The 20,393-nt window shown below is 58.6% G+C and carries 22 protein-coding genes; 8 read left to right on the top strand and 14 right to left on the bottom strand.

Annotated elements, in window-relative coordinates; all coding sequences use genetic code 11:
• Positions 1-13: 13 nt before the first annotated feature.
• On the bottom strand, positions 14-1,027 hold the full coding sequence (locus ACR1XU_RS19805; RefSeq protein WP_321251776.1) for a hypothetical protein: 1,014 nt from the start codon (positions 1,025-1,027) through the stop codon (positions 14-16).
• 151 nt (positions 1,028-1,178) lie between these two features.
• On the opposite strand from ACR1XU_RS19805, the gene ACR1XU_RS19800 reads away from it, so the two are divergent.
• The 3 genes from ACR1XU_RS19800 to ACR1XU_RS19790 all read left to right on the top strand — a co-directional run bounded on the left by ACR1XU_RS19800 (position 1,179) and on the right by ACR1XU_RS19790 (position 3,718).
• Positions 1,179-2,114: a DMT family transporter gene (locus tag ACR1XU_RS19800; protein ID WP_480526957.1), complete on the top strand. Its 936-nt coding sequence runs from the start codon at positions 1,179-1,181 to the stop codon at positions 2,112-2,114.
• The gene (locus ACR1XU_RS19795; RefSeq protein WP_480908098.1) at positions 2,111-2,761 is read left to right on the top strand and encodes a sulfotransferase family 2 domain-containing protein; all 651 of its coding nucleotides are present in this window, start codon (positions 2,111-2,113) and stop codon (positions 2,759-2,761) included. Before ACR1XU_RS19800 ends, ACR1XU_RS19795 begins: the two co-directional genes overlap by 4 nt.
• A 231-nt stretch (positions 2,762-2,992) precedes the next feature.
• Positions 2,993-3,718: a Hint domain-containing protein gene (locus ACR1XU_RS19790; protein WP_480908100.1), complete on the top strand. Its 726-nt coding sequence runs from the start codon at positions 2,993-2,995 to the stop codon at positions 3,716-3,718.
• 52 nt (positions 3,719-3,770) lie between these two features.
• Here the strand turns inward: ACR1XU_RS19790 and ACR1XU_RS19785 are convergent, their stop codons facing one another.
• The 8 genes from ACR1XU_RS19785 to ACR1XU_RS19750 all read right to left on the bottom strand — a co-directional run bounded on the left by ACR1XU_RS19785 (position 3,771) and on the right by ACR1XU_RS19750 (position 11,726).
• Positions 3,771-5,969: a 3-hydroxyacyl-CoA dehydrogenase NAD-binding domain-containing protein gene (locus tag ACR1XU_RS19785; protein ID WP_480908102.1), complete on the bottom strand. Its 2,199-nt coding sequence runs from the start codon at positions 5,967-5,969 to the stop codon at positions 3,771-3,773.
• Positions 5,966-6,451 carry a cupin domain-containing protein gene (locus tag ACR1XU_RS19780; RefSeq protein ID WP_480908104.1) on the bottom strand — a complete coding sequence of 162 codons (486 nt, stop codon included), beginning with the start codon at positions 6,449-6,451 and terminating at the stop codon, positions 5,966-5,968. The genes ACR1XU_RS19785 and ACR1XU_RS19780 overlap by 4 nt, the downstream gene beginning before the upstream one ends.
• Positions 6,451-7,662 carry an acetyl-CoA C-acetyltransferase gene (locus ACR1XU_RS19775; protein WP_480526949.1) on the bottom strand — a complete coding sequence of 404 codons (1,212 nt, stop codon included), beginning with the start codon at positions 7,660-7,662 and terminating at the stop codon, positions 6,451-6,453. The genes ACR1XU_RS19780 and ACR1XU_RS19775 overlap by 1 nt, the downstream gene beginning before the upstream one ends.
• An 11-nt stretch (positions 7,663-7,673) precedes the next feature.
• A complete protein-coding gene (locus ACR1XU_RS19770) occupies positions 7,674-8,312 on the bottom strand; it encodes a glutathione S-transferase family protein (RefSeq protein WP_480908106.1) in 639 nt (212 codons plus the stop codon).
• A gap of 276 nt (positions 8,313-8,588) precedes the next feature.
• Complete coding sequence (locus tag ACR1XU_RS19765) at positions 8,589-8,801, bottom strand: hypothetical protein (protein WP_170609554.1); 213 nt, start codon at positions 8,799-8,801, stop codon at positions 8,589-8,591.
• 55 nt (positions 8,802-8,856) lie between these two features.
• Positions 8,857-10,638: an acyl-CoA dehydrogenase C-terminal domain-containing protein gene (locus ACR1XU_RS19760; protein ID WP_480908108.1), complete on the bottom strand. Its 1,782-nt coding sequence runs from the start codon at positions 10,636-10,638 to the stop codon at positions 8,857-8,859.
• 40 nt (positions 10,639-10,678) lie between these two features.
• On the bottom strand, positions 10,679-11,080 hold the full coding sequence (locus tag ACR1XU_RS19755; RefSeq protein WP_170609557.1) for a MerR family transcriptional regulator: 402 nt from the start codon (positions 11,078-11,080) through the stop codon (positions 10,679-10,681).
• Between the two features lie 277 nt (positions 11,081-11,357).
• Complete coding sequence (locus ACR1XU_RS19750) at positions 11,358-11,726, bottom strand: MerR family transcriptional regulator (RefSeq protein WP_170619491.1); 369 nt, start codon at positions 11,724-11,726, stop codon at positions 11,358-11,360.
• Positions 11,727-11,838: 112 nt separating this feature from the next.
• Here ACR1XU_RS19750 and ACR1XU_RS19745 point away from each other — a divergent pair, with 112 nt between their 5' ends.
• The 3 genes from ACR1XU_RS19745 to ACR1XU_RS19735 are packed head-to-tail and all read left to right on the top strand — an operon-like array spanning position 11,839 to position 14,100.
• A complete protein-coding gene (locus tag ACR1XU_RS19745) occupies positions 11,839-12,258 on the top strand; it encodes a PaaI family thioesterase (protein ID WP_170808242.1) in 420 nt (139 codons plus the stop codon).
• Positions 12,259-12,777: a PaaI family thioesterase gene (locus tag ACR1XU_RS19740; RefSeq protein WP_480812003.1), complete on the top strand. Its 519-nt coding sequence runs from the start codon at positions 12,259-12,261 to the stop codon at positions 12,775-12,777.
• Between the two features lie 6 nt (positions 12,778-12,783).
• A complete protein-coding gene (locus tag ACR1XU_RS19735) occupies positions 12,784-14,100 on the top strand; it encodes an MATE family efflux transporter (RefSeq protein WP_480908111.1) in 1,317 nt (438 codons plus the stop codon).
• On the opposite strand, the gene arsC is transcribed toward ACR1XU_RS19735, so the two are convergent.
• The 4 genes from arsC to ACR1XU_RS19715 are packed head-to-tail and all read right to left on the bottom strand — an operon-like array spanning position 14,097 to position 16,256.
• Entirely contained in the window at positions 14,097-14,438 is a 342-nt protein-coding gene (gene arsC / locus ACR1XU_RS19730) for an arsenate reductase (glutaredoxin) (protein ID WP_170609562.1), read from the bottom strand. The genes ACR1XU_RS19735 and arsC overlap by 4 nt on opposite strands.
• Entirely contained in the window at positions 14,435-15,493 is a 1,059-nt protein-coding gene (locus ACR1XU_RS19725) for a quinone-dependent dihydroorotate dehydrogenase (RefSeq protein ID WP_480908113.1), read from the bottom strand. The genes arsC and ACR1XU_RS19725 overlap by 4 nt, the downstream gene beginning before the upstream one ends.
• The gene (locus ACR1XU_RS19720) at positions 15,490-15,921 is read right to left on the bottom strand and encodes a DUF1330 domain-containing protein (protein WP_480908115.1); all 432 of its coding nucleotides are present in this window, start codon (positions 15,919-15,921) and stop codon (positions 15,490-15,492) included. Before ACR1XU_RS19720 ends, ACR1XU_RS19725 begins: the two co-directional genes overlap by 4 nt.
• A complete protein-coding gene (locus ACR1XU_RS19715) occupies positions 15,918-16,256 on the bottom strand; it encodes a DUF952 domain-containing protein (RefSeq protein ID WP_480908117.1) in 339 nt (112 codons plus the stop codon). Before ACR1XU_RS19715 ends, ACR1XU_RS19720 begins: the two co-directional genes overlap by 4 nt.
• Before the next feature lie 109 nt (positions 16,257-16,365).
• Here ACR1XU_RS19715 and ACR1XU_RS19710 point away from each other — a divergent pair, with 109 nt between their 5' ends.
• The gene (locus tag ACR1XU_RS19710; RefSeq protein WP_480811998.1) at positions 16,366-17,943 is read left to right on the top strand and encodes a bifunctional metallophosphatase/5'-nucleotidase; all 1,578 of its coding nucleotides are present in this window, start codon (positions 16,366-16,368) and stop codon (positions 17,941-17,943) included.
• A 66-nt stretch (positions 17,944-18,009) separates the two neighbouring features.
• Here the strand turns inward: ACR1XU_RS19710 and ACR1XU_RS19705 are convergent, their stop codons facing one another.
• Complete coding sequence (locus ACR1XU_RS19705) at positions 18,010-19,662, bottom strand: tetratricopeptide repeat-containing sulfotransferase family protein (protein ID WP_480908121.1); 1,653 nt, start codon at positions 19,660-19,662, stop codon at positions 18,010-18,012.
• A 54-nt stretch (positions 19,663-19,716) separates the two neighbouring features.
• Here ACR1XU_RS19705 and ACR1XU_RS19700 point away from each other — a divergent pair, with 54 nt between their 5' ends.
• Positions 19,717-20,382: an SOS response-associated peptidase gene (locus ACR1XU_RS19700; protein ID WP_170825344.1), complete on the top strand. Its 666-nt coding sequence runs from the start codon at positions 19,717-19,719 to the stop codon at positions 20,380-20,382.
• The last annotated feature ends 11 nt before the right edge of the window (positions 20,383-20,393 follow it).

Below are 20,393 nucleotides of genomic sequence, written 5' to 3'. Positions count from 1 at the left end.
AATCCCGAACGCTTTATTCACCACAGATGTTTTGCAGCCGGACCCAGTCACGGTCCGGCAGAACTTGTTCCTGGGATCGGCCCGCCATCGGGTCGGCCTCGATCAGGCCCAGAACCGTTTCGCCAGTGATATCACGCGCGTAGGCGTAAGGTGTCGAGGGCAGGGCCGCCTGAGCAAACACGGCCAGCAGTTCCTGATCGGGCAGGGATGGACGCGGTTCCGAAAGGACCTGCTCGGTATAACTGTCGATGATTTGCGGTGTCAGTTCACCGGTCGTCAGCAACCGGAATGCGGTTGTCGGGCCGGTGCGGTCCAGCAGGTCGTCAAGCGGGTCATGTGCCTCGGCCCGGGCACGTTCGGCGATGACATATCCTGCCGCCACGGCCGGGTCTTCATGATCCTCGACCAGCGTTCGGCTCAGCAGCACCGTGCCGCCCGGCAGGCTGAGGCTGTTCTGTACCCCGGCAGGCAGGATCACGATCTGCCGTACACCGGTCCTTTTTGCCAGCATATCCAGCGCGGCCTTGGCGTCTTCCGATGCACAGGCGCGCCCGGAGACCCTTTCGATGCGTTGCAGGATGGTATCGCCGATGTCCTGCCGCTTGATCTTGGGAACGACTGAAACAACGTGGCTTTGCAAGGCAACCGGCAACCAGAGCAACAGCAGGGCCGCCACGGCGGCGACTACCCCGCCGACACTCAGCCAGCGCAGTCGGCCAGGGTGCGGACGTGACCGGTCGATTGCACGTTGCAGCCTGTCGATCGCTTCGATCATCGTGGTTTCGGATTCGGCCAGTTCCAGCGTTTCATCCGGATCGCCGTCAGGGTTGAAAATGGCCGGGTAGCCGCCCGGATTTTGCCGCTCCAGCGCGGCCAGGGACCAGTGGGTCAGCGCACGGTCATTGAAATCCGATATCGTCAGCGTGGCCTCGCCAATCGAGACGACCACCTCGCGCCGCTGCATATCGGGCGAGGGCCGCCACAGACCGGTGGCTTCGATCCGCTGGTACTGTTTTAAGGCCGTCATCGGGGCGAGGTCTGCTCAAAATTATTTTGATCCAGCTTAGCATGATAAATTTACGCGGCGCAAACCTGTTGAACCGTATTTGGCACTTGCGCCCGGTACCCGGATACGGGGAAATACGCGGGTCCGGCAGCGAAGGCGAAAATTGAACAGAATGCAGGCAGGCAACCCATCTTCACCCGTTTTGGCCTCTGGCCTCATGATCGGCGCAATGGCCATCATCGGGGTGATCGACAATGTCGTGGTTCTGGTGGCCGAGACCATCGGCCTGTGGCAATTCCACCTGAGCCGCGCATTATTGATGCTGCCGCTGGTGCTTCTGTTGTCACTGCTTGGGTTGGGCGGATTGCGCCCGATCCGCCCGGGCATTGTTCTTTTGCGAAGCGTCCTGATGACGCTGGCCATGCTGTTTTATTTCTCGTCGCTTGCTTTGATGCCGGTTGCACAAGCGTTGGCGGGGTTGTTTACGTCCCCGATTTTCGTGTTGCTGATTTCGGCCTTTGGTCTGCGGCAGAAAATCGGGCCCTGGCGCATTCTGGCTGCGCTGCTCGGGTTTCTGGGGTTGCTTCTGGTTCTGCAACTCAATCCGGCGGATTTCGATGCCAGAACCCTGTTGCCGGTCGCAGGCGGGTTTTTCTATGCGCTTGGGGCGATCCTGACACGGTCCCACTGCGCGCAGGAAAGTACGGTCGTCATGCTGGGGGGGATGGTAATTACACTTGGTATTGCTGGCGCGCTGGGGCTGACGGGGTTTTCGATCTTTCCGGTCGGTGCGGAACCGGGCCCGGAAGGGTTTGTGACCCGGGGCGTGGTCTGGCAGATACAACCCTCGCTTCTTTGGGTGGTGGTCCAGGCCGTTGGGTCAACCATTGCTGTTTTCATGCTGATCAAGGCGTATCAGGTTGGTGAGCCATCCTATGTCGCAATCTTCGAATACTCTGTGATGATCTTCGGTCCTGCGTTTGCGTGGGCGGCCTTCGGCCAATCAATCGATGGCATCCAGATCGTCGGCATCGGGCTGATCGTGCTGGCCGGAGCCCTGCTGGGCTGGCGTTCGATGCGCGCGTCGGCGGAACAGGCCGTGGCGTGATCGTTTCCCGGCGCAGGTCGTATGTGTTTGTCCACATCCCCAAAACGGGGGGCACGTCGCTTGCATCGGCGCTGGAACAGAGGGCAACGAAGGATGACATCCTGATCGGAGACACGCCCAAGGCGCGGAACCGTCATCGACGGCAAAAGGGCTTACAGGCCAGGGGCCGGTTGTGGAAACACTCCACCCTGGCGGATATCGACGGACTTGTTTCGCCCGAGGCGTTGGAACGCATGTTCACCTTCACACTGGTCCGCAATCCATGGGATCGGCTTGTCAGTTACTACCACTGGCTGCGGGACCAGAAATTTGACCACCCCGCAGTGTCGCTGGCAAAGGTATCATCATTTGAAGAATTCTTGCTGAACCCGGCCACGCTTAGGTCAATTCAGGCGCATCCCGCGCGGCGCTACATGACGCGGGCAGATGGGCACGAGCAGTGCCGAGCCTTTATTCGGCTTGAGAAGTTCGAGGAGGATGCTGAACCGTTGTTCGCGCATCTCGGTTTCAGGCTGACCCTTCCGCATCTCAACGGGTCCGAAAGAGAGGTGGATTATCGGCAGTACTATTCCACGCGAACCCGAAATGCGGTGGCGGATGCCTGCGCGGAAGATATCGCAAGATTCGACTACCGGTTCCACTCCTGATCCCGTCACCGTTTCCGAATTTCCGGCAAGCCTGTGAAAAACAATCGCATTGTTTGCTGATTGTGGGTCAATTGGGCCGTAACAGGCTCAATTCGGGCTAAAATATGTCAAAACTAAGACAGCGCGCCGGATCACATGATACCCACGTTTCAATGTTTATCTGTGCCAAGGGGGGCTGGGCACGTGTTTGAAGTAGTGAGTGTTACTGATTTATCAGATCATGCGCGGAAGATGGACGACGTCCTGTCGCGCAATGCAACGTTGTCGCGCCGGGGCGGGTTTGTCCACGGCACCAAGATTGCGACGACCCGAGGCTGGAAGCCGGTGGAGCGCGTCGCGGCAGGTGATCTTGTCCGAACATTGGACCATGGTTTCAAGGAAGTACGCCGGATTGCGACTGACAGGGTGAGCATCGCAACGGGTGAAACGCGCGCAGAATATCTGCCTGTCTACGTGCCGTCGCGTGCGGCATATAATGGACGTCCTGTCTGGCTGATGCCAGAACAGGGGGTCGCGCTGGACATAAGCCGGATTGAACCGGGCACCGAAGGCGTGTCTGTGATCCCGGCCCGGATGCTCAGCGGGATGTGCCGGATGACCTCGCAAGCACCGTCCACAACCCTCGATGTCAGCACGTTGTTTTTCGATTGTGACGAGGTGGTCTTCCTTGAAGGCGGGTTGCAGACCTATTGCCCCGCAAGTCGCTTTGGATCGCGCGGGTCCTCGGATCAGTCTTCATACCAGATCGCCGAGGCGCAAGACGCCGACCACCTTGTCGATCTGATCGCATACAAGGGCGAACTATCAGCCCTTGCAAACCCGTTGGGTGCGCTGCCCGCGCCCATCCCGCAAGAACCGATTTTTCCCGTCAGGCCACAGTTGGGAGTGCGCCGCCCGGGAAGACCCGGCAGGCCGAATGTGCCAGCCCTGTTCTTGCGGCCTGAATGGCAGACCTAACCAAACACTAAGAAAACGATGCAGGCGCGTATTACGCGCCTGCATCACTTGTTCAGGCGGCCTTGGCCTCGGGCGCGAAGCGGCCATAGAACGTCTGGCCCTTATCGGCCATCTCACGCAGCAGCGGCGGGCAGGCGAACCGTTCGCCGTATTGCGTTGCCAGCTGGTCGCAGCGTTCGGCGGCGTAAGGTGCGCCAATGATGTCCAGCCAGCTTAGTGGGCCACCGGACCACGGGGCAAAACCCCACGCCAGAATGGCACCCACGTCACCTTCGCGGATATCCTCGAGAACGCCTTCTTCCAGCGCGCGGACCGCTTCCAGAACCTGTGCGAACATCAGGCGTTCCTGCACCTCGATCAGGTCGGGCTGATCTTCGGCCAGCGGGTATTTGTCCTGCAGACCTTTCCAATACCCGACGCGCTTGCCCTTTTCGTCATAGTCGAAGAAGCCTGCATTTGCCTTGCGGCCCAGACGTCCCTGTTCTTCCATCCAGAAGATCAGATCGTCCGAGGGGCTTTCGGGATAGGCATCGCCCATCGCCGCCTTGGTTGCGCGGGCAATCTTGGCGCCCAGATCAATCGAGGTCTCATCGGTCAGCTGTACCGGCCCGACCGGGAAACCCAGTTGACGTGCGGCGTTGTCAACCAATGCAGGGCTGACGCCCTCGGTAATCATGCGCGCACCTTCGTTGATGTACGGGATGATGCAGCGGTTGCAGTAGAAGAACCGCGCGTCGTTGACGACGATCGGTGTCTTCCGGATCTGACGCACGTAATCCAGCGCCTTGGCAACCGCACGATCCCCGGTTTCCTTGCCTTTGATGATCTCGACAAGGAACATCTTCTCGACCGGCGAAAAGAAATGGATGCCGATGAACTGATCCGGCCTCACGCTGGCCTTGGCCAGATCGGTGATCGGCAGGGTCGAGGTGTTGGAGGCAAAGATGCAATCTTCGGGAATGATCGCTTCGACCTTTTTGGTCATGTCGGCCTTGACTGCGGGGTCTTCGAATACCGCTTCAATTATCAGGTCGCAGCCTTTCAGATGCTCCAGATCGGGCGTCGCGGTGATGCGAGCCAGCATGGCTTCTTTCTTTTCAGCCGTGACCTTGCCGCGCTTGATACCTTTGTTCAGGTACGCTTCGGTATAGGCCTTACCCTTGTTGGCGGCCTCCTGATCGCGGTCGATGAGAACGACTTCCATCCCGGCCTGAGCGGACACCAGCGCGATGCCCGCGCCCATCATGCCCGCGCCCAGAACACCGATCTTCTTGACCGACTGGTCCGGCACACCCTGAGGTCGCACTGCGCCTTTCTCCAGCGCTTCCTTGTTCAGGAACAGGCTGCGGATCATCGCTGACGAGGACGGGTTCATCAGGATCGAAGTGAACCAGCGCGCCTCGATCCTCAGGGCTGTGTCGAAATCGACCAGAGCACCCTCGTAGACCGCGCTCAGCAGGGCCTGAGCGGCCGGGAACGCGCCTTGTGTCTTGCCGTTGACCATCGCCGAAGCGCCAACGTAGTTCATGAAGCCAGCCGGATGGTACGGCGCGCCACCGGGCATCTTGTACCCCTTTGCATCCCAAGGCTTGACCAGATCCGCATCGCTGGCGTTCAGCACCCATTCCTTCGCGGCGGCCAGCGGGTCTTCGACGACCTCATCGACCATTCCTGCACCCTTGGCCTTGTTCGGCTCCAGTGTTTTGCCTTCCAGCAATAGCGGAGCCGCACCAACGGCACCCAGCTTGCGGACCATGCGGGTGGTCCCGCCCATGCCCGGGAAGATGCCGATCATGATTTCGGGCAGGCCGATCTTGGCCTTCGGGTTGTCGGCACAGAAAATGCGATGGCAGGCCAGCGGTACCTCAAGCCCGATCCCAAGCGCGGTGCCGGGCAGGGCGGCGGCAATCGGTTTGCCGCCCTTTTTGGTCTTCGGGTCCATTCCCGCCAGTTCGATCTTACGTAGAATGCGATGTCCGTTCATGGTGAAATCGAACATGGCCTGCGCCGGTTCATCGCCCGACTTCTCGCGGATCGATCCCAGCACGTTCAGGTCCATACCGGCGGCAAAACTGTCCTTGGCCGAGGTGATGACCGCACCCTTGATGTTGTCATCTGACAGAACCTGATCGATCATCTCTTCGATCAGGGCCAGCGCCTCGACGCGCAGGATGTTCATGCTTTTCTCGGGTACGTCCCAGGTGATGATGGCAACGCCGTCGGCGTCCACTTTCATGGTGAAATCAGTCATGTCTCGTCTCCGATCTGGTCAGCCGTCAGCGGGCTGCCGTCTTTGCGGGTGAAGCGAAAGCCGTGGGCATCGAACTTCACCATCATGTCTATGTCGCTATAATACCCGGTCTCGGTCGGGGTCCGCGTGCCCACCACCAGAAAGGTCGCGGGCGCATCGGTTTTGTTTACAAGGTGATGGCCATTGGCCTCACCTGCGGGCCAAGCGGCGCAATCGCCGGGCTGCATCTCATGCTCGCCATCGTCATCGATCAGCACGCAGGTGCCAGTGAGCATGATGGCAAACTCGTCCTGCTCCATATGATAATGGCGCAGCGAGGACATGCCCTGCGGTTCAAGCCGCACGATGTTGACCCCGTATTGGGACAGCCCGACGGCATCTCCGACCGGTTGAACAAAGCGGCCATCGCCAGCTTTGGCCAGCTTGCCGGGGTAACCCGAACCGCCCCGGAAAGGGATTTGAGAGAGATCCAGCTTGGGCATCAGACACGCTCGATAATCGTTGCCGCACCCATGCCGGATGCAATGCAGAGCGTTGCCAGACCGGTTTCCTTGTCCTGACGCTCCAGCTCATCCAGAAGCGTGCCGATGATCATTGCGCCGGTTGCACCCAGTGGGTGACCCATCGCGATCGAGCCGCCATTGACGTTGACCAACGCCGGGTCGACGTCGAACGCCTGCTGGAAGCGCAGCACGACTGAGGCAAAGGCTTCGTTCACTTCGAACAGGTCCAGATCGCTGATCTTCATGCCGTTGTCGGCCAGGATTTTTTCGGTCACCGGAACCGGGCCGGTCAGCATGATGGTCGGGTCGGTGCCGATCTTCGCGGTTGCCTTGATGCGCGCACGTGGTTTCAGGCCGTATTTCTCCCCAAATTCCTTGTTGCCGATCAGAACCGCGGCCGCACCGTCCACAATGCCCGAGCTGTTACCCGCATGATGAATGTGATTAATTTTTTCCAGATGCGGGTATTTGAGCATGGCCACCTTGTCGAAGCCGGGCATCTGCTCACCCATCATCGCAAATGAGGGGTTCAGCGCGCCAAGGCTCTGCATGTCCGTGCCGGGGCGCATGTATTCGTCGCGGTCTAGAATGGTCAGCCCATTCTGGTCCTTTACGGTGATTACCGACTTTTCGAAACGGTTGTCTGCCCATGCTTCTGCTGCGCGCTTTTGCGATTCAACCGCCAGCGAATCTGCATCATCCCGGCTGAAGCCATATTCCGTCGCGATGATGTCGGCCGAAATGCCCTGTGGGACGAAGTACGTGCTCATCGCCAGAGACGGATCAACGGCGATGGCGGCGCCATCGCTGCCCATGGGCACGCGACCCATCATTTCGACGCCGCCAGCGATGTACGCGTCGCCAGCACCGCCTTTCACCTGGTTCGCCGCCAGGTTTACCGCTTCCATGCCAGAGGCGCAGAAACGGTTGATCGCCAGGCCGGGGATCGACTGATCCAGATCGGACGCCAGCACGGCCGAGCGTGCCAGACAGCCGCCCTGTTCCATCACCTGCGTGACATTGCCCCAGATCACGTCCTCTACGGCGTGGCCTTCGAGGTTGTTGCGCTCTTTCATCGCGTTCAGGGTCAGGGCGGACAGGCGCACCGAGGTTACCTCGTGCAGGCTGCCATCCTTGCGGCCCTTGCCGCGCGGGGTGCGCAGAGCGTCATAGATATAGGCTTCGGTCATGGGTCTTCTCCTCAAGCTCGATCCGACGGGTTGCCGGGCATCAGGTCATAGGGGTGTTTCCAGCCGGGCTGTTTGCTGAGGCGTGTCAGCCAGGCGTCGATATTTGGCCAGTCGGCGCGGTCGAAACCGAATGGTTCCGGATAATACAGGTAGCCGCAGCAACTGAGATCTGCATTCGTCACGCCGTCGCCGACGATCCAGTCACGACCGGCCAGATGCTGGTTCAGAATCTCGTATGCCGCCTTAAGCCGACCTTGATTGAACGCGATCACATCCGGGTTGCGGTGCTTTTCCGGCAGGAAATTGATCAGAAATCGAGTGAGGCCAGCCATTGAACTGAGTTTGTGATTGTCCCACAAAACCCAACGGAAAATCTCGTAGTTCTCTTCCCGGTTCCTGCCGCCGAACTTCCCTGATTTCTCAGTCACATACGCCTGAATGGCGCCGGACTGACTGGTGCGGAAATCGCCATCGATCAGAAAGGGCGCTTCGCCCATTTCGTTGGCCTCCGCGCGAAATTCTGGCGTGCGGGTCTCGCCATTGAAGAAATCGACAAAGACCGGCTCCCACTCCAGCCCCGACATCTCCAAGGCCAGCGCCGCTTTGTAGGAGTTCCCGCTTTCTCCGAAACAATGCAGTTTGATAGTCATGCGATTACCCCTCCCAAGGCGCATGTGGTCAGGTTGGAATTGAGTATTTTGGAAAAGATGAAGAGCCGACATTTACCATTGATCAACCTTGGTCTGTTTCAATCAACATGCGGTACAGGCTGGAGAGCCGATGACCGCAAAAGGTGAAGTCGTCCCTGTCCTGATGGCGAGTGCGCCCAGTGGCAGGGGCGCATCAGGCCTTCATCTTTTCAAAAATACTCCCGCCGGAGGCGTCCGGCCTCGATGCGATCGCAGGCGAAGAATTGGCGTATTGCCTCACCGCTTTCGCGCTTCCAGTTCGGAATTGAATATGCGTAGCCGGTGAGTCAGGTTCTCCTCATCTATGACACTGTTGAAATTCTCGAACAGAAAAGACAGCGCTTCACCCTCGTCCAGCCCCGCTTCGCGGGCGAAACCCTTGAGACGGCGATACCCGTCTTCGGTCATTGCAACCGGAAAGCGGCGGGTTAAGCGAAAGCGTTTCGGCATGTCTTGTCCTCCGGGGACCTGGTTCCGGGCGAAAGTACCCGGAACCAGACTGAGTTCAGAAATTTGCCGCGTCCAGCGCCATTACAGTATCCGCGCCGGTTTGTATCCGGGCCAGATGCATGGATGTGGCAGGCAGACGGCGCGCCATATAGAAGCGACCGGTGTTGATCTTTGTCTCGTAGAAGTTCTTGTCCGATGCGCCACTGTCTAGGGTTTCCTGTGCAACCTTTGCCATTTTCGCCCACATCAGGCCCAGGCAGACATGGCCGAACATGTGCATGAAGTCATATGACCCGGACAGCGCGTTGTTCGGATTCTTCATGCCCTCCTGCATGAAGTACATGCCAGCGGCTTGCAGGTCTTTCGACGCAGCTTTCAGCGGTTCGATGAAGGCTTTGTCATAAGCTTCGTCCCTGCCACCGTTTTCCTTGCAGAAAGATTTGACCATTTCAAAGAAGGCCATGACATGCTTGCCGCCATCCTGTGCCAGCTTGCGGCCTACAAGGTCGAGCGCTTGAACGCCATTAGCACCTTCGTAGATCATCGCGATGCGGGCGTCGCGGGTGTATTGCGACATGCCCCATTCTTCGATGTAGCCGTGGCCGCCATAGACTTGCTGGGCCTGAACGGTCATGTCGTAGCCTTCGTCCGTCAGGAAGCCCTTGATGACCGGAGTCAGCAGCGAGATCAGCCCGTCTGCGTCCTTGTCACCCGAGCGGTGCGCCTTGTCGATCATGGTCGCGCCCCACAGGATGAACGCACGTGCACCCTCGGTGAAGCTTTTCTGATCCATCAGGTTGCGGCGGATGTCCGGGTGCACGATCAGCGGATCGGCGGGGCCGTCCGGGTTCTTCACACCTGTTACGTCGCGGCCCTGCAGGCGGTCTTTGGCATATTCGACAGCATTCTGATACGCAGCTTCGGCCTGAGACAGGCCTTGCATGCCCACACCCAGACGCGCTTCGTTCATCATGGTGAACATGGCGCGCATGCCTTTGTGTTCATCTCCCAGCAGCCAGCCGGTGGCCTCGTCATAGTTCATGACGCAGGTCGAGTTGCCATGGATGCCCATCTTCTCTTCGATCTTGCCGACCGAAACGCCGTTGCGCTCACCCGGGGTGCCGTCTTCATTCACGATGAACTTGGGCACGATGAAAAGCGACACGCCCTTGATCCCTTCGGGGCCGCCGGGGATTTTGGCCAGCACCAGGTGGATGATGTTGTCGGCCATGTCGTGATCGCCGGCCGAGATAAAGATCTTCTGACCCGAGATTTTATAGCTGCCGTCGCCCTGCGGTTCCGCCTTGGTGCGCATCAGACCCAGATCGGTGCCGCAATGCGGTTCCGTCAGGTTCATGGTGCCAGTCCATTCACAGCTGACCATGTTGGGCAGGTACTTGTTCTTCTGCTCGTCGGTTCCGTGCGCCAAGATCGCAGACGCCGCGCCGTGCGTCAGGCCCTGATACATGGTGAACGCCTGGTTGGAGCCCGAGAACATCTCGCCCACGGCAGTTCCGAGAACATAGGGCATATTCTGACCGCCATATTCTTCCGGCATGTCGAGGCCCGTCCAGCCGCCTTCCTTCATCTTCTCGAAGGCATCCTTGAACCCGCTTGGTGTATAAACGATACCGTTTTCCAGCCGACATCCTTCGGTATCGCCAACCACGTTCAGCGGGTGCAGAACATTTGTGGCGATCTTGCCCGCTTCCTCCAGCACGGCGCCGGTGAACTCGGCCTCCAGATCGGAATATCCCGGAATGTCCGAGGTCGAGACTTTCAGTACATCATGCAAAATGAACTGTGCGTCTTTGATTGGCGCGTTGTAGACGGGCATGTGAAGCTCCCTTAATTCAGATGTCCGGGGGCGGGCGAGATTATTCGGCCGCCTTCTTTTCCTGTTTCATCGAGACGATGACCTTTTCGCCCCAGCGCAACTGCTCTTTCAGATCGTCGATGGCCTGTGTCAGTTCTTCACGGCGTGCTTCCATGTCTGCCAGACGTTCGCACGCGATCTCGTAGGTGCGGGACATCTGTGTCAGTTGCTGATCACCGACGTGATACAGGTCCAGAAGCTGCCGGATTTCTTCCAGGCTGAAGCCAAAGCGCTTGCCACGCAGGATCAATTTCAGACGGGCACGATCGCGTTTGGTGAACAGACGTTTCTGGCCTTCACGGATAGGAAACAAAAGTTCCTTGGCCTCGTAGAACCGCAAGGTACGTGGTGTGACATCATAGGTCTCGCACATTTCGCGGATGGTCATCAGGTCTTCGGTCATGGTTCAAACTCTCATCACTGGCGTCGTGAAAAAGATTTGCGCAGTTGATGGGCTTCTTACAACATGCAGATGACGTTTACGTAATGCGAACGCTACGTCACAAAAAAGTTGACGTAACATCCGTTCGCGTAAATCCGTGTTTCGGTAATCTTCTTTCCCTTGGGTAAGGGGCGGTCCTGCGATTCCACGCTGCGTGTATCGACGTTCTCCACAAGAAAAATCCCGCGGCAGGACCACGGGAGCTTCAGTTTCGACCGAAATGACGCTTGAAAGTTTGTCAGCCTAGAGAATTGGCGGTCTGGTCGCGCAGTTGCTTGAGGGCGTCCATAGCTTCGTCCAGTTGCTGCCTTTGCTGGCGCAACTCCTCCATTTGCCGGTCAGCCATTTCCACAAATGTTGCCATCTGAGCCTGGTTGCCCTGATGTTCATAGATCAGCAGCCACTGCCGGATCTCTTCAAGCGGGAACCCGAACTTGCGTCCGCGCATGATCAGCGTCATGCGTGCACGCTCGCGTGGGCCGTAATACCTGGAGCGGCCCTCGCGGTCAGGTTGCAGCAACTCGATATATTCGTAGTAGCGCAGGGTACGGGGCGTTACGTCGAACTCGGCGCACATTTCTTTGAATGACAAACGGGTGTCGGACATTCCTCATCTCCTTGCCTGCAACCTATGGAGTCGTAGCGGCAAGCGCAACAGTCGGGCTTGCCCTTTCGCTGAACTGACGATCATAAAGGGCGCGGAAGAAGGAAAAGACCGAATGGTAGAAAAATTGGGTTTCGCGCGCCAGTTCATCGAGGCGATTCCACATGCCAGGGCATTGGGCATGGAACTGACGTATATCGGTGCCGGAGAAGCCGAGATCACCATGCCGTACAACGCGGACCTTGTCGGGGATCCGCGCACCGGCGTCATTCATGGTGGGGCGGTGTTCGCTTTGCTGGACACTTGTAGCGGTGCGGCTGTCATGAGCCATCCGTCCGCGCCGGGTGCCACGGCGACAATTGACCTGCGCATAGACTACATGCGGGCGGCTACGCCGGGGCAGAACATTACAACGCGCGCCAAATGCTATCACATCACGCGCAATGTGGCCTTCGTGCGTGCGACCGCAACGGATGACGATCAGGAACATCCTGTCGCAACCGCATCGGGGTCTTTCACCGTGGAGGGCAGGTAAATGGCGCGCAATCGACCGGAGCCGATGCAGGTGGTCAAGAACCGCCGGGACGCCGCACTGAACGCCATGGTCGATGGGGTGCCGTATATCCGGTTTCTCAACATCACCTTCGACCGGCGTGGGGATGAACTGACGGGTGTTCTGAATTTTGACGAAAAACTGATTGGCAATCCGCTGCTGCCCGCGCTGCACGGTGGGGTCACTGCCGCGTTTTTGGAGGTGACCGGCGTGATCACCCTGTGCTGGGAGACCGTGTTTCACCGCATCGAAAGCGGAGAGATGAGTGCCGAAGACATTCGGGATGCCAGTTTGCTCCGATACCCGAAAACCATCGATTTCACGGTCGACTACCTGCGTTCGGGCTTGCCGCGCGATGCCTACGCCCGCGCTTACATCAGCCGTTCCGGGCGGCGTTATGCTTCGGTCCGGGTCGAGGCGTGGCAGGACAACCATGCGCGCCTGTTCGCGCAGGCTTCTGGGCATTTCCTGATGCCGCAACCGGATTCGGACGAAGGATAGCCTTGGATGCGGGATGCCTCGGCACCCATCACGCACAGACGGGTGCTGAAGATCGCAGCACCTATCGTTCTGTCCAATGCCACTGTCCCGATACTGGGGGCGGTGGATACTGGTGTTGTCGGGCAGATGGGGCTGGCCGCCCCGATCGGCGCTGTCGGAATGGGCGCGGTCATCCTGTCGGCCATCTACTGGATATTCGGCTTTTTGCGGATGGGCACCACGGGATTGGCTGCACAGGCGCGCGGGGCCGGAGACACGGCGGAAACCGGCGCGCTTCTGATGCGCGGTTTGCTGTTGGGCGGCGCTGCGGGGCTGTTTTTCATTCTGACGCAGGTCTGGGTGCTGTGGGGGGCATTTGCCCTGTCCCCCGCAAGCCCCGAAGTCGAAGCGCTGACCCGGCAATACCTGGAAATCCGGATCTGGGGTGCCCCGGCGACAATTGCGCTTTATGCCGTTACAGGCTGGCTGATCGCGATCGAGCGGACGCGGGGTGTATTTGTGCTTCAGGTCTGGATGAATGGCCTGAATATCCTGCTGGATCTGTGGTTTGTGCTTGGGCTGGGATGGGGCGTCGAGGGCGTCGCGCTGGCGACACTGATCGCCGAATGGACCGGGTTGGCCCTTGGGCTATGGCTCTGCCGTCAGGCATTTGCCGGTAATCAGTGGAGAGACTGGCCGCGTATTTTCGACGGCGCACGGCTGCGGCGGATGATGCAGGTGAACGGCAACATTATGGTGCGGTCCGTCCTTTTGACCGGATCGTTCACCACTTTTCTTTTTGTCGGATCAGATCTCGGCGACGTCAATCTGGCCGCCAATCAGGTTCTGCTGCAGTTTCTGGAAATCACAGCCTTTGCGCTGGACGGCTTCGCTTTTTCGGCCGAGGCGCTGGTCGGCGGGGCGGTCGGGGCAAAGGACCGTTTTCAGGTGCGGCGTGCGTCCGTGATGGCGTCACAATGGGGCGTAGGCGGCGCTTTCGCGCTGGGCCTGGTTTTCTATCTGGCAGGACCCGCGCTGATCGATGTGATGTCGACCTCGCCCGAGGTGCGTGAGGCCGCGCGCGAATTTCTGATCTGGGCTGCGATTGCCCCGGTGATTGGCGTGGCCAGCTGGATGTTCGACGGTATCTACATCGGCGCGACTTGGACCCGGGACATGCGCCAGGCGATGATCCACTCGGTAGGGATCTACGTCCTGTCCCTGTTCATTCTGGTGCCTGCATTTGGCAATCACGGGCTGTGGGCCGCGTTGATGGTTCTGAACATCGCGCGTGGCGTCACGCTGGGATGGCGCTATCCGAAGCTAGAGGCGCAAGTCGCTTAAAGCAGGGTCAGCAGGTTTTCGGGCGGACGCCCGATTGCGGCCTTGTCACCGCGAATGGCAATGGGGCGTTCGATCAGGATCGGGTTTTCGGCCATGGCACGGATCAAGGTATCGTCCGGCGTCGCTTTGTTCAGCCCCAGTTCCCTGAAGCGCTTTTCACCTGTGCGCATCATGTCGATTGCAGCAATGCCCAGTTTCGCCTGCACGGCCCGCAATTCGTCTTCTGACGGTGCGTCCTCCAGATACTTTCGGACACGGGGTTCTGCGCCGTTTTCTTCAAGCAGTGCAAGCCCCGAACGCGATTTCGAACACCGCGGGTTGTGCCAGTATTCCATCACACCCAATCCTCTCGTTTGCTGCCAACCGCCTGTGCGACATTTTCAAACCCGTCCCGGGCCAGAAGTTCGTCCAGACCCCGGGCGATTTCCGATGCCAGCGACATGCCGCCGTAAACCATGGCCGTATAGAACTGGACGGCCGAGGCTCCGGCGCAAATCTTGGCATAGGCCTGTTCCGCGCTGCTGATGCCGCCCACGCCAATCAAGGGAATGCGTCCTTCGGTCAGTTGGCTGAGCTGCGCAAGAACGCGGGTCGATTTTTCGAACAAAGGCGCGCCAGACAGGCCACCAGCCTCAACCTTGTGTGCGCTTCTCAGCCCGTCGCGAGACAGGGTGGTATTCGTGGCAATGACCGCGTCAATTCCGGTTTCCAGCGCGATATCGGCGATATCTTGTATCTCTGGTGCCGTCAGGTCCGGAGCAATTTTCAGGAATACGGGAATCGGTGTCGGCAGCGCGTCGCGCGTTTTGACAACACCCGCCAGCAAAGCGCCAAGCGCGGCCTTACCCTGCAGGTCCCGCAGTTTCTCGGTGTTGGGGGACGACACGTTGACCGTGGCAAAATCCAGATGGGCGGCACAATGGGCCAGTACTTTGGCAAAATCACCGGGGCGGTCGTCGCTGTCCTTGTTGGCGCCAAGGTTCAATCCGATAACCGCATCGCTGGGACGGCTCGCGAGACGGCGAACCATGACGTCCATTCCTTCGTTGTTGAAGCCGAAACGGTTGATGGCCGCCATGTCTTCGGTCAGGCGAAACAGGCGCGGTTTCGGGTTGCCCGGTTGTGGACGCGGTGTCACCGCACCGACTTCAATAAATCCGAACCCGGCCCGCGATAAAGGGCCCAGAACCTCGCCATTCTTGTCGAATCCAGCGGCCAGGCCGACCGGATTGGCCAGCGTCAGACCGGCGACTTGCGTGCGCAGGCGTGGTGACGTGACAGGGCCGGCAGCCGGGACCAATCCGGCTTTCAAGGCCCGGATCGACATCCCATGGGCAGTTTCGGGGTCCAGCCGGTGCAGGGCTGACAGCCCAAGCTTTTCGATCAGTTTCATCCGAAGGTCCCTCCGATCTGTGCTGGCGAACAACGGATCAGCCGCGAGGTCGAAACAGCCGCCTGACGATGCACCACGGCGGTGCGATAAACGGGGTCGGTTACCATCTCAAGGAAGGCGTGCGCGCTGGGATATCGGGCGATGAACACGGCATCCCAGATTTCGTCGGCGGGGCCTATCAAAGTGGTTTCAAATCTACCGCGCCACAAAATGGACGCTCCGATGCGGGCGACAATGGGCGCGGTTTCCAATCCGTAGTTCTGGTAGGCCTCAGCGCCGGTCAGGCCGGCATCTGCCAGCGCGTGTCCGGAAGGGTATTCAGCCTGCGCGCGAAACCTGACCAGGTTGAGCATCTCGATCGGTTGATCGCGATCCAGTGCCTTGAACGCCTCGAACTGCTCACGATCAGGATCGATGAAGCCGATCATACCATCTCCTTGGGGAACTGGTGTAGCGCTCCGTCAAAGGGCAGGGCGCGGGTCCAGATCACATCGGTCATCCGGATCTGCCGGTAAAGGTGGGGAAACAAGGCGCCCCCGCGCGAAACTTCCCATCTCAGATCATCGCCCATGGCGTCGGCATCGCAGGCCAAGAGGACAAGGCCATCAACTCCGGCAAAATGCTTGGCGGCGGTTTCGGCGGCCTGTTTGGACGTCGAGAAATGGACAAATCCGTCGGTAACGTCAATCGGCGCGCCGTCTGACGCGCCCTGATCCTGCAGCGTGGCCCATTCATCGGACCTGAAAATCTTGTAAATCAGCATGAGGTGGTGATGCCTTGCACGGCGTGGGGAATCAAGGCGGATTTCCCCCTTTGACTCTTTGTTTCAGTCGGCGCACGATCCCTGCAATCAACGACAGGGAGTTTCATTAATGTTGATCCGTTTTCTGGCATCTACTGCCATTGTGGGCCTGACCGCAGGTGTTGCGGCCGCCGACTACAAACTGACCATTCTGCACACCAATGACTTCCATTCCCGGTTTGAGCCGATCAACAAATATGACAGCGGCTGCGACGCCGAAGACAATGCCGAAGGCAAGTGTTTCGGCGGTTCTGCGCGCCTTGTGACCGCAGTGGAAGAAGCCCGCGGCCGCGCTGAGAATTCGATTCTGGTGGATGGCGGAGATCAGTTTCAGGGTTCGTTGTTTTATACCTACTACAAGGGCAAAGTCGCGGCCGAGTTCATGAACCGGCTGGGTTATGACGCGATGACCGTGGGCAACCACGAATTTGACGACGGCCCCGAAGTGCTGCGCGGTTTCGTCGACTCCGTCGATTTTCCGGTTCTGATGTCCAACGCGAACATTGCTGACGAAGAACTGCTGACCGACAAGATCGCGAAGTCGACGGTTATCGAGGTTGGCGGTGAAAAGATCGGCCTGATCGGCCTGACGCCTCAGGATACGGACGAACTGGCCTCACCCGGGCCAAACGTTACATTTTCCGACCCGGTTCCGGCCGTGCAGGGAGAAGTGGACAAGCTGACCGGCGAAGGCGTCAACAAGATCGTTGTTCTAAGCCACTCGGGCTATGGTGTGGACCAGCGCGTGGCGCAGGAAACCACCGGCGTTGACGTGATCGTAGGGGGGCATTCCAACACGTACCTGTCGAACGTGTCCGACAGGGCCGTCGGGCCTTACCCGACCGTCGTGAATGACGTTCAGATCGTTCAGGCCTACGCCTATGGTAAATTCCTGGGCGAGTTGAATGTGACATTCGACGACGACGGAAATGTGATCGAGGCCGTTGGTGAGCCGCTGATCATGGACAACACCGTGACCGAGGATCAGTCCGCGCTGGACCGGATCGCTGAGTTGGCGGTTCCCCTGGATGAAATCCGCAACAAGGTTGTGGCCAATGCTGCCGATGCGATTGAAGGCGACCGCGCGATCTGCCGCGTGCAGGAATGCCAGATGGGCAATCTGGTTGCCGATGCAATGCTGGCCCGTGTGGCGGATCAGGGCGTTCAGATCGCCATCGCCAATTCCGGTGGTTTGCGGGCCTCGATCGATCCGGGCGAGGTGACCATGGGCGAGGTTCTGACGGTGTTGCCGTTCCAGAACACATTGTCGACATTCCAGATCAGCGGTCAGGGGGTCATCGACGCCCTGGAAAACGGCGTGAGCCAGGTTGAAGAAGTCAAAGGCCGCTTCCCACAAGTGGCCGGTCTGGCCTTCACATGGGATCCGTCGGTTGCCCCGAACGAGGGACGCGTAACCGAGGTGATGGTGGCCGAAGGCGATGGCTTCGTGCCGATTGACCCGGCGGCGACATATCTGGTCGTGACCAACAACTATGTCCGCAACGGCGGTGACGGCTATTCCATGTTCGAAGGCGACGACAAGAAAGCGTATGACTTCGGGCCGGATCTGGCGGATGTCACCGCTGAATATCTGGCCGCGAACGCGCCGTATCAGCCCTATCTGGACGGACGCATCAAGCAGAAGTAAGCATCCCGGCACCAATGACAAAGGCCGCATCCCAGATGCGGCCTTTTCTATTCGGTGTGTTTTGTGTCAGCTGAGATCGTATTCCGGCCAAAGCTCGGGATCGAAGCCGCTCAGCATCGGTTGGATATGGTCTGCGACCTGACGCCAGCCGCCGATTGATTTGGTCGAAATCTTCTTTCGAACCTGATCGATGCTGGCGGTGCGCACCTGCTTTTTGTTTTTTTCCGGGTGCATCATCGTCTCGTGCCATTCGAGGCCAAGGAAGTCCGCAACCTGCCGGCTATAGGTTTCGGGGTCAGCGACAAGTTTTTCATACGGCACGGTCAGAATCCGGTCGCCGAAGATGGTTTCCCAATGGGCGATGTACTTGCGGTAAATGTTTGCGGAATGCCCGATTGCTTCCAGATTGGACGCATATCTCATACCCGGTGCCGGGAAGCGCCTGATCCATTTCGACAAACCGACATCGCGCGGATCGCGCATCATATTGATAACTTTCGCATTCGGGAATGCGGAAAGTAAGAATCCTACCTGCTGGTAGTTATGAGGCAACTTGTCGACAAACGCGATTGATGTCTCCGGGACCGGTGGCATCAGGCGGCGGAAATCTCGGGCAAACTCCTCCGCGTCTTTCGCGTCATAGGCTTTGCCTTCATGGATAAAGTCGTAGGACAAGTCCGGCCCTACAGTCAGTTCCCCACACCCTGCGACATCCGGAATCGAACTCAGCATCATTTCCATGAGCGTCGTCCCGGAGCGCGGTTGGCCGATGACAAAAATCGGGGTCGGCCCATCGACCACCTCGGAGGAGATCGGAGTGTCAATTTCGGGGAACAACTGCACAATGCGCCGAAGTTTCTGGCTTTCGTCGCCGAATTTGTACGGATTCAACTCGTGTTGCAGTTCGTTGGCCCGCGCGAACCCGGGCATTGCAGCAGTCAGCCCATGCAGAACGGATGTGATTTGCGCCTTGGCGAACTCAAGCTGCGAGACAGGATGATCGCTGTTTTCGATGGCAGCAGCGACAAGCGGTTCCAGGTCGCGCGCGCGGTCCTCGTCGGCCATGTTGGACAACTGCAATAGTGACGCCACATGAGCGGGATCATTGGTGATGATCCGGTCGAGAATCTCGGCGGCATCCTTTTTCTTGCCCTCCTGATGAAGAATCGATGCTTTTTGGAATGCGACTGCGTTGTCGTCTGGCGCCAGTTCATAAGCGCGATAGGCGTCCTGCCTGCAGTTGTCGCTGAACCCAATTCTGTCGTAAGCGCGGGCTCGGGTCGTCAACAGCGTGACATCGTCCGGAGATTTTTTGAGTTTTTCGGTCGCATGCTCAACAATCTCGCGCCAGTTGGATCCTTTGAGTTGGATCTCATCCACAACGCGAACAAGCTCTGCGTTGTTGGGAAACTGCTCCAGCATTTTCTCGGCATAAGCCAGTGCGCGCGGGATCTGGCCTGTCTGCATCAGAGCGTTTGCAAGGTTTTCAGCAAACTGAGGGTCATCGGGTTTGCGACGCGCGGCTTCGACGAAATGGGGAATGGACTTCTTGTACTGTTTCAATTCGGTGAAAACAAAACCCGCAATGGCTTGAAAGTCCGTATCCTTTGGAAACTTCTTGATCCCCAACTGCGCTTTTTTAAGTGCCTGCGGCAACTTACCTGCCTCGAGATCACCAAGCGCTTTGCCCTTCAGGGATTTAGCTGTTTGATTTGCCATGTGACCTCGTGTGAACTTGAGCCTGGAGAAAAAAATGTCAGTGGTTCATTACCTATGTGCGGACGGTTTGCAATAACTCTTCCCAACGACGCAATGGCGCAGCTGTTTTCTGCGCGCCCGGCGAACAGCCTTCCGGGCGTTCCCAATTTCAATGTGTGCCCGACCAATCAGGTGCATGTCGTGCGGACCGGTGAAGGAGGCCGCCAGCTTGATCCGATGCGTTGGGGGTTTCTGCCGCATTGGTACAAGGCGCAAAATGATGGCCCGTTGCTGATCAATGCGCGCGCTGAAACACTGGCCCAGAAACCCGCGTTCCGCGCGGCCTGCCGCGAGCGGCGTTGCCTGATTTTGGCGACAGGTTTTTATGAATGGACCAAATCCGACCAAGGACAGAGGTTGCCTTGGTATATCTCGCGCCGCAACAACGAACCGATTGCCTTCGGCGGTGTCTGGCAGGACTGGGGTCCTGAAGGTGAACGCCAAAGCACCTGCGCCATCGTCACCACTGCGGCCAACGGAAATCTGGGCAAGATCCATCATCGGATGCCATTGATCCTTGAACCCGACGACTGGGCGCTTTGGCTGGGTGAAGCGGGTAAAGGGGCGGCCCGGCTGATGCGTCCCGGTGCGGAAGATGTGTTGACCTATCATCGGGTTGATCCTGCGGTGAACTCGAACCGGGCCAGCGGCGCAGAACTGATCGAACCAGTCGAGGAGTGAGCTGGCTTTTC

The sequence above is a fragment of the Ruegeria sp. D1(2025) genome, assembly GCF_056536425.1.
The sequence above is the reverse complement of the archived record's forward strand: the minus strand, read 5'-3'. Positions and strand labels throughout refer to the sequence as shown.

Coding starts and splice junctions, on each gene's coding strand:
- ACR1XU_RS19805 (WP_321251776.1), bottom strand. CDS start 1,027: ATGACGGCCTTAAAACAGTACCAGCGGATCGAAGCCACCGGTCTGTGG.
- ACR1XU_RS19770 (WP_480908106.1), bottom strand. CDS start 8,312: ATGACTATCAAACTGCATTGTTTCGGAGAAAGCGGGAACTCCTACAAA.
- ACR1XU_RS19760 (WP_480908108.1), bottom strand. CDS start 10,638: ATGCCCGTCTACAACGCGCCAATCAAAGACGCACAGTTCATTTTGCAT.
- ACR1XU_RS19740 (WP_480812003.1), top strand. CDS start 12,259: ATGGCGCGCAATCGACCGGAGCCGATGCAGGTGGTCAAGAACCGCCGG.
- ACR1XU_RS19775 (WP_480526949.1), bottom strand. CDS start 7,662: ATGACCGAAGCCTATATCTATGACGCTCTGCGCACCCCGCGCGGCAAG.
- ACR1XU_RS19715 (WP_480908117.1), bottom strand. CDS start 16,256: ATGCTGATTTACAAGATTTTCAGGTCCGATGAATGGGCCACGCTGCAG.
- ACR1XU_RS19700 (WP_170825344.1), top strand. CDS start 19,717: ATGTGCGGACGGTTTGCAATAACTCTTCCCAACGACGCAATGGCGCAG.
- ACR1XU_RS19750 (WP_170619491.1), bottom strand. CDS start 11,726: ATGTCCGACACCCGTTTGTCATTCAAAGAAATGTGCGCCGAGTTCGAC.
- ACR1XU_RS19780 (WP_480908104.1), bottom strand. CDS start 6,451: ATGCCCAAGCTGGATCTCTCTCAAATCCCTTTCCGGGGCGGTTCGGGT.
- ACR1XU_RS19710 (WP_480811998.1), top strand. CDS start 16,366: ATGTTGATCCGTTTTCTGGCATCTACTGCCATTGTGGGCCTGACCGCA.
- ACR1XU_RS19800 (WP_480526957.1), top strand. CDS start 1,179: ATGCAGGCAGGCAACCCATCTTCACCCGTTTTGGCCTCTGGCCTCATG.
- ACR1XU_RS19755 (WP_170609557.1), bottom strand. CDS start 11,080: ATGACCGAAGACCTGATGACCATCCGCGAAATGTGCGAGACCTATGAT.
- ACR1XU_RS19765 (WP_170609554.1), bottom strand. CDS start 8,801: ATGCCGAAACGCTTTCGCTTAACCCGCCGCTTTCCGGTTGCAATGACC.
- ACR1XU_RS19785 (WP_480908102.1), bottom strand. CDS start 5,969: ATGACTGATTTCACCATGAAAGTGGACGCCGACGGCGTTGCCATCATC.
- ACR1XU_RS19745 (WP_170808242.1), top strand. CDS start 11,839: ATGGTAGAAAAATTGGGTTTCGCGCGCCAGTTCATCGAGGCGATTCCA.
- ACR1XU_RS19725 (WP_480908113.1), bottom strand. CDS start 15,493: ATGAAACTGATCGAAAAGCTTGGGCTGTCAGCCCTGCACCGGCTGGAC.
- ACR1XU_RS19705 (WP_480908121.1), bottom strand. CDS start 19,662: ATGGCAAATCAAACAGCTAAATCCCTGAAGGGCAAAGCGCTTGGTGAT.
- ACR1XU_RS19790 (WP_480908100.1), top strand. CDS start 2,993: ATGGACGACGTCCTGTCGCGCAATGCAACGTTGTCGCGCCGGGGCGGG.
- ACR1XU_RS19720 (WP_480908115.1), bottom strand. CDS start 15,921: ATGATCGGCTTCATCGATCCTGATCGTGAGCAGTTCGAGGCGTTCAAG.
- ACR1XU_RS19735 (WP_480908111.1), top strand. CDS start 12,784: ATGCGGGATGCCTCGGCACCCATCACGCACAGACGGGTGCTGAAGATC.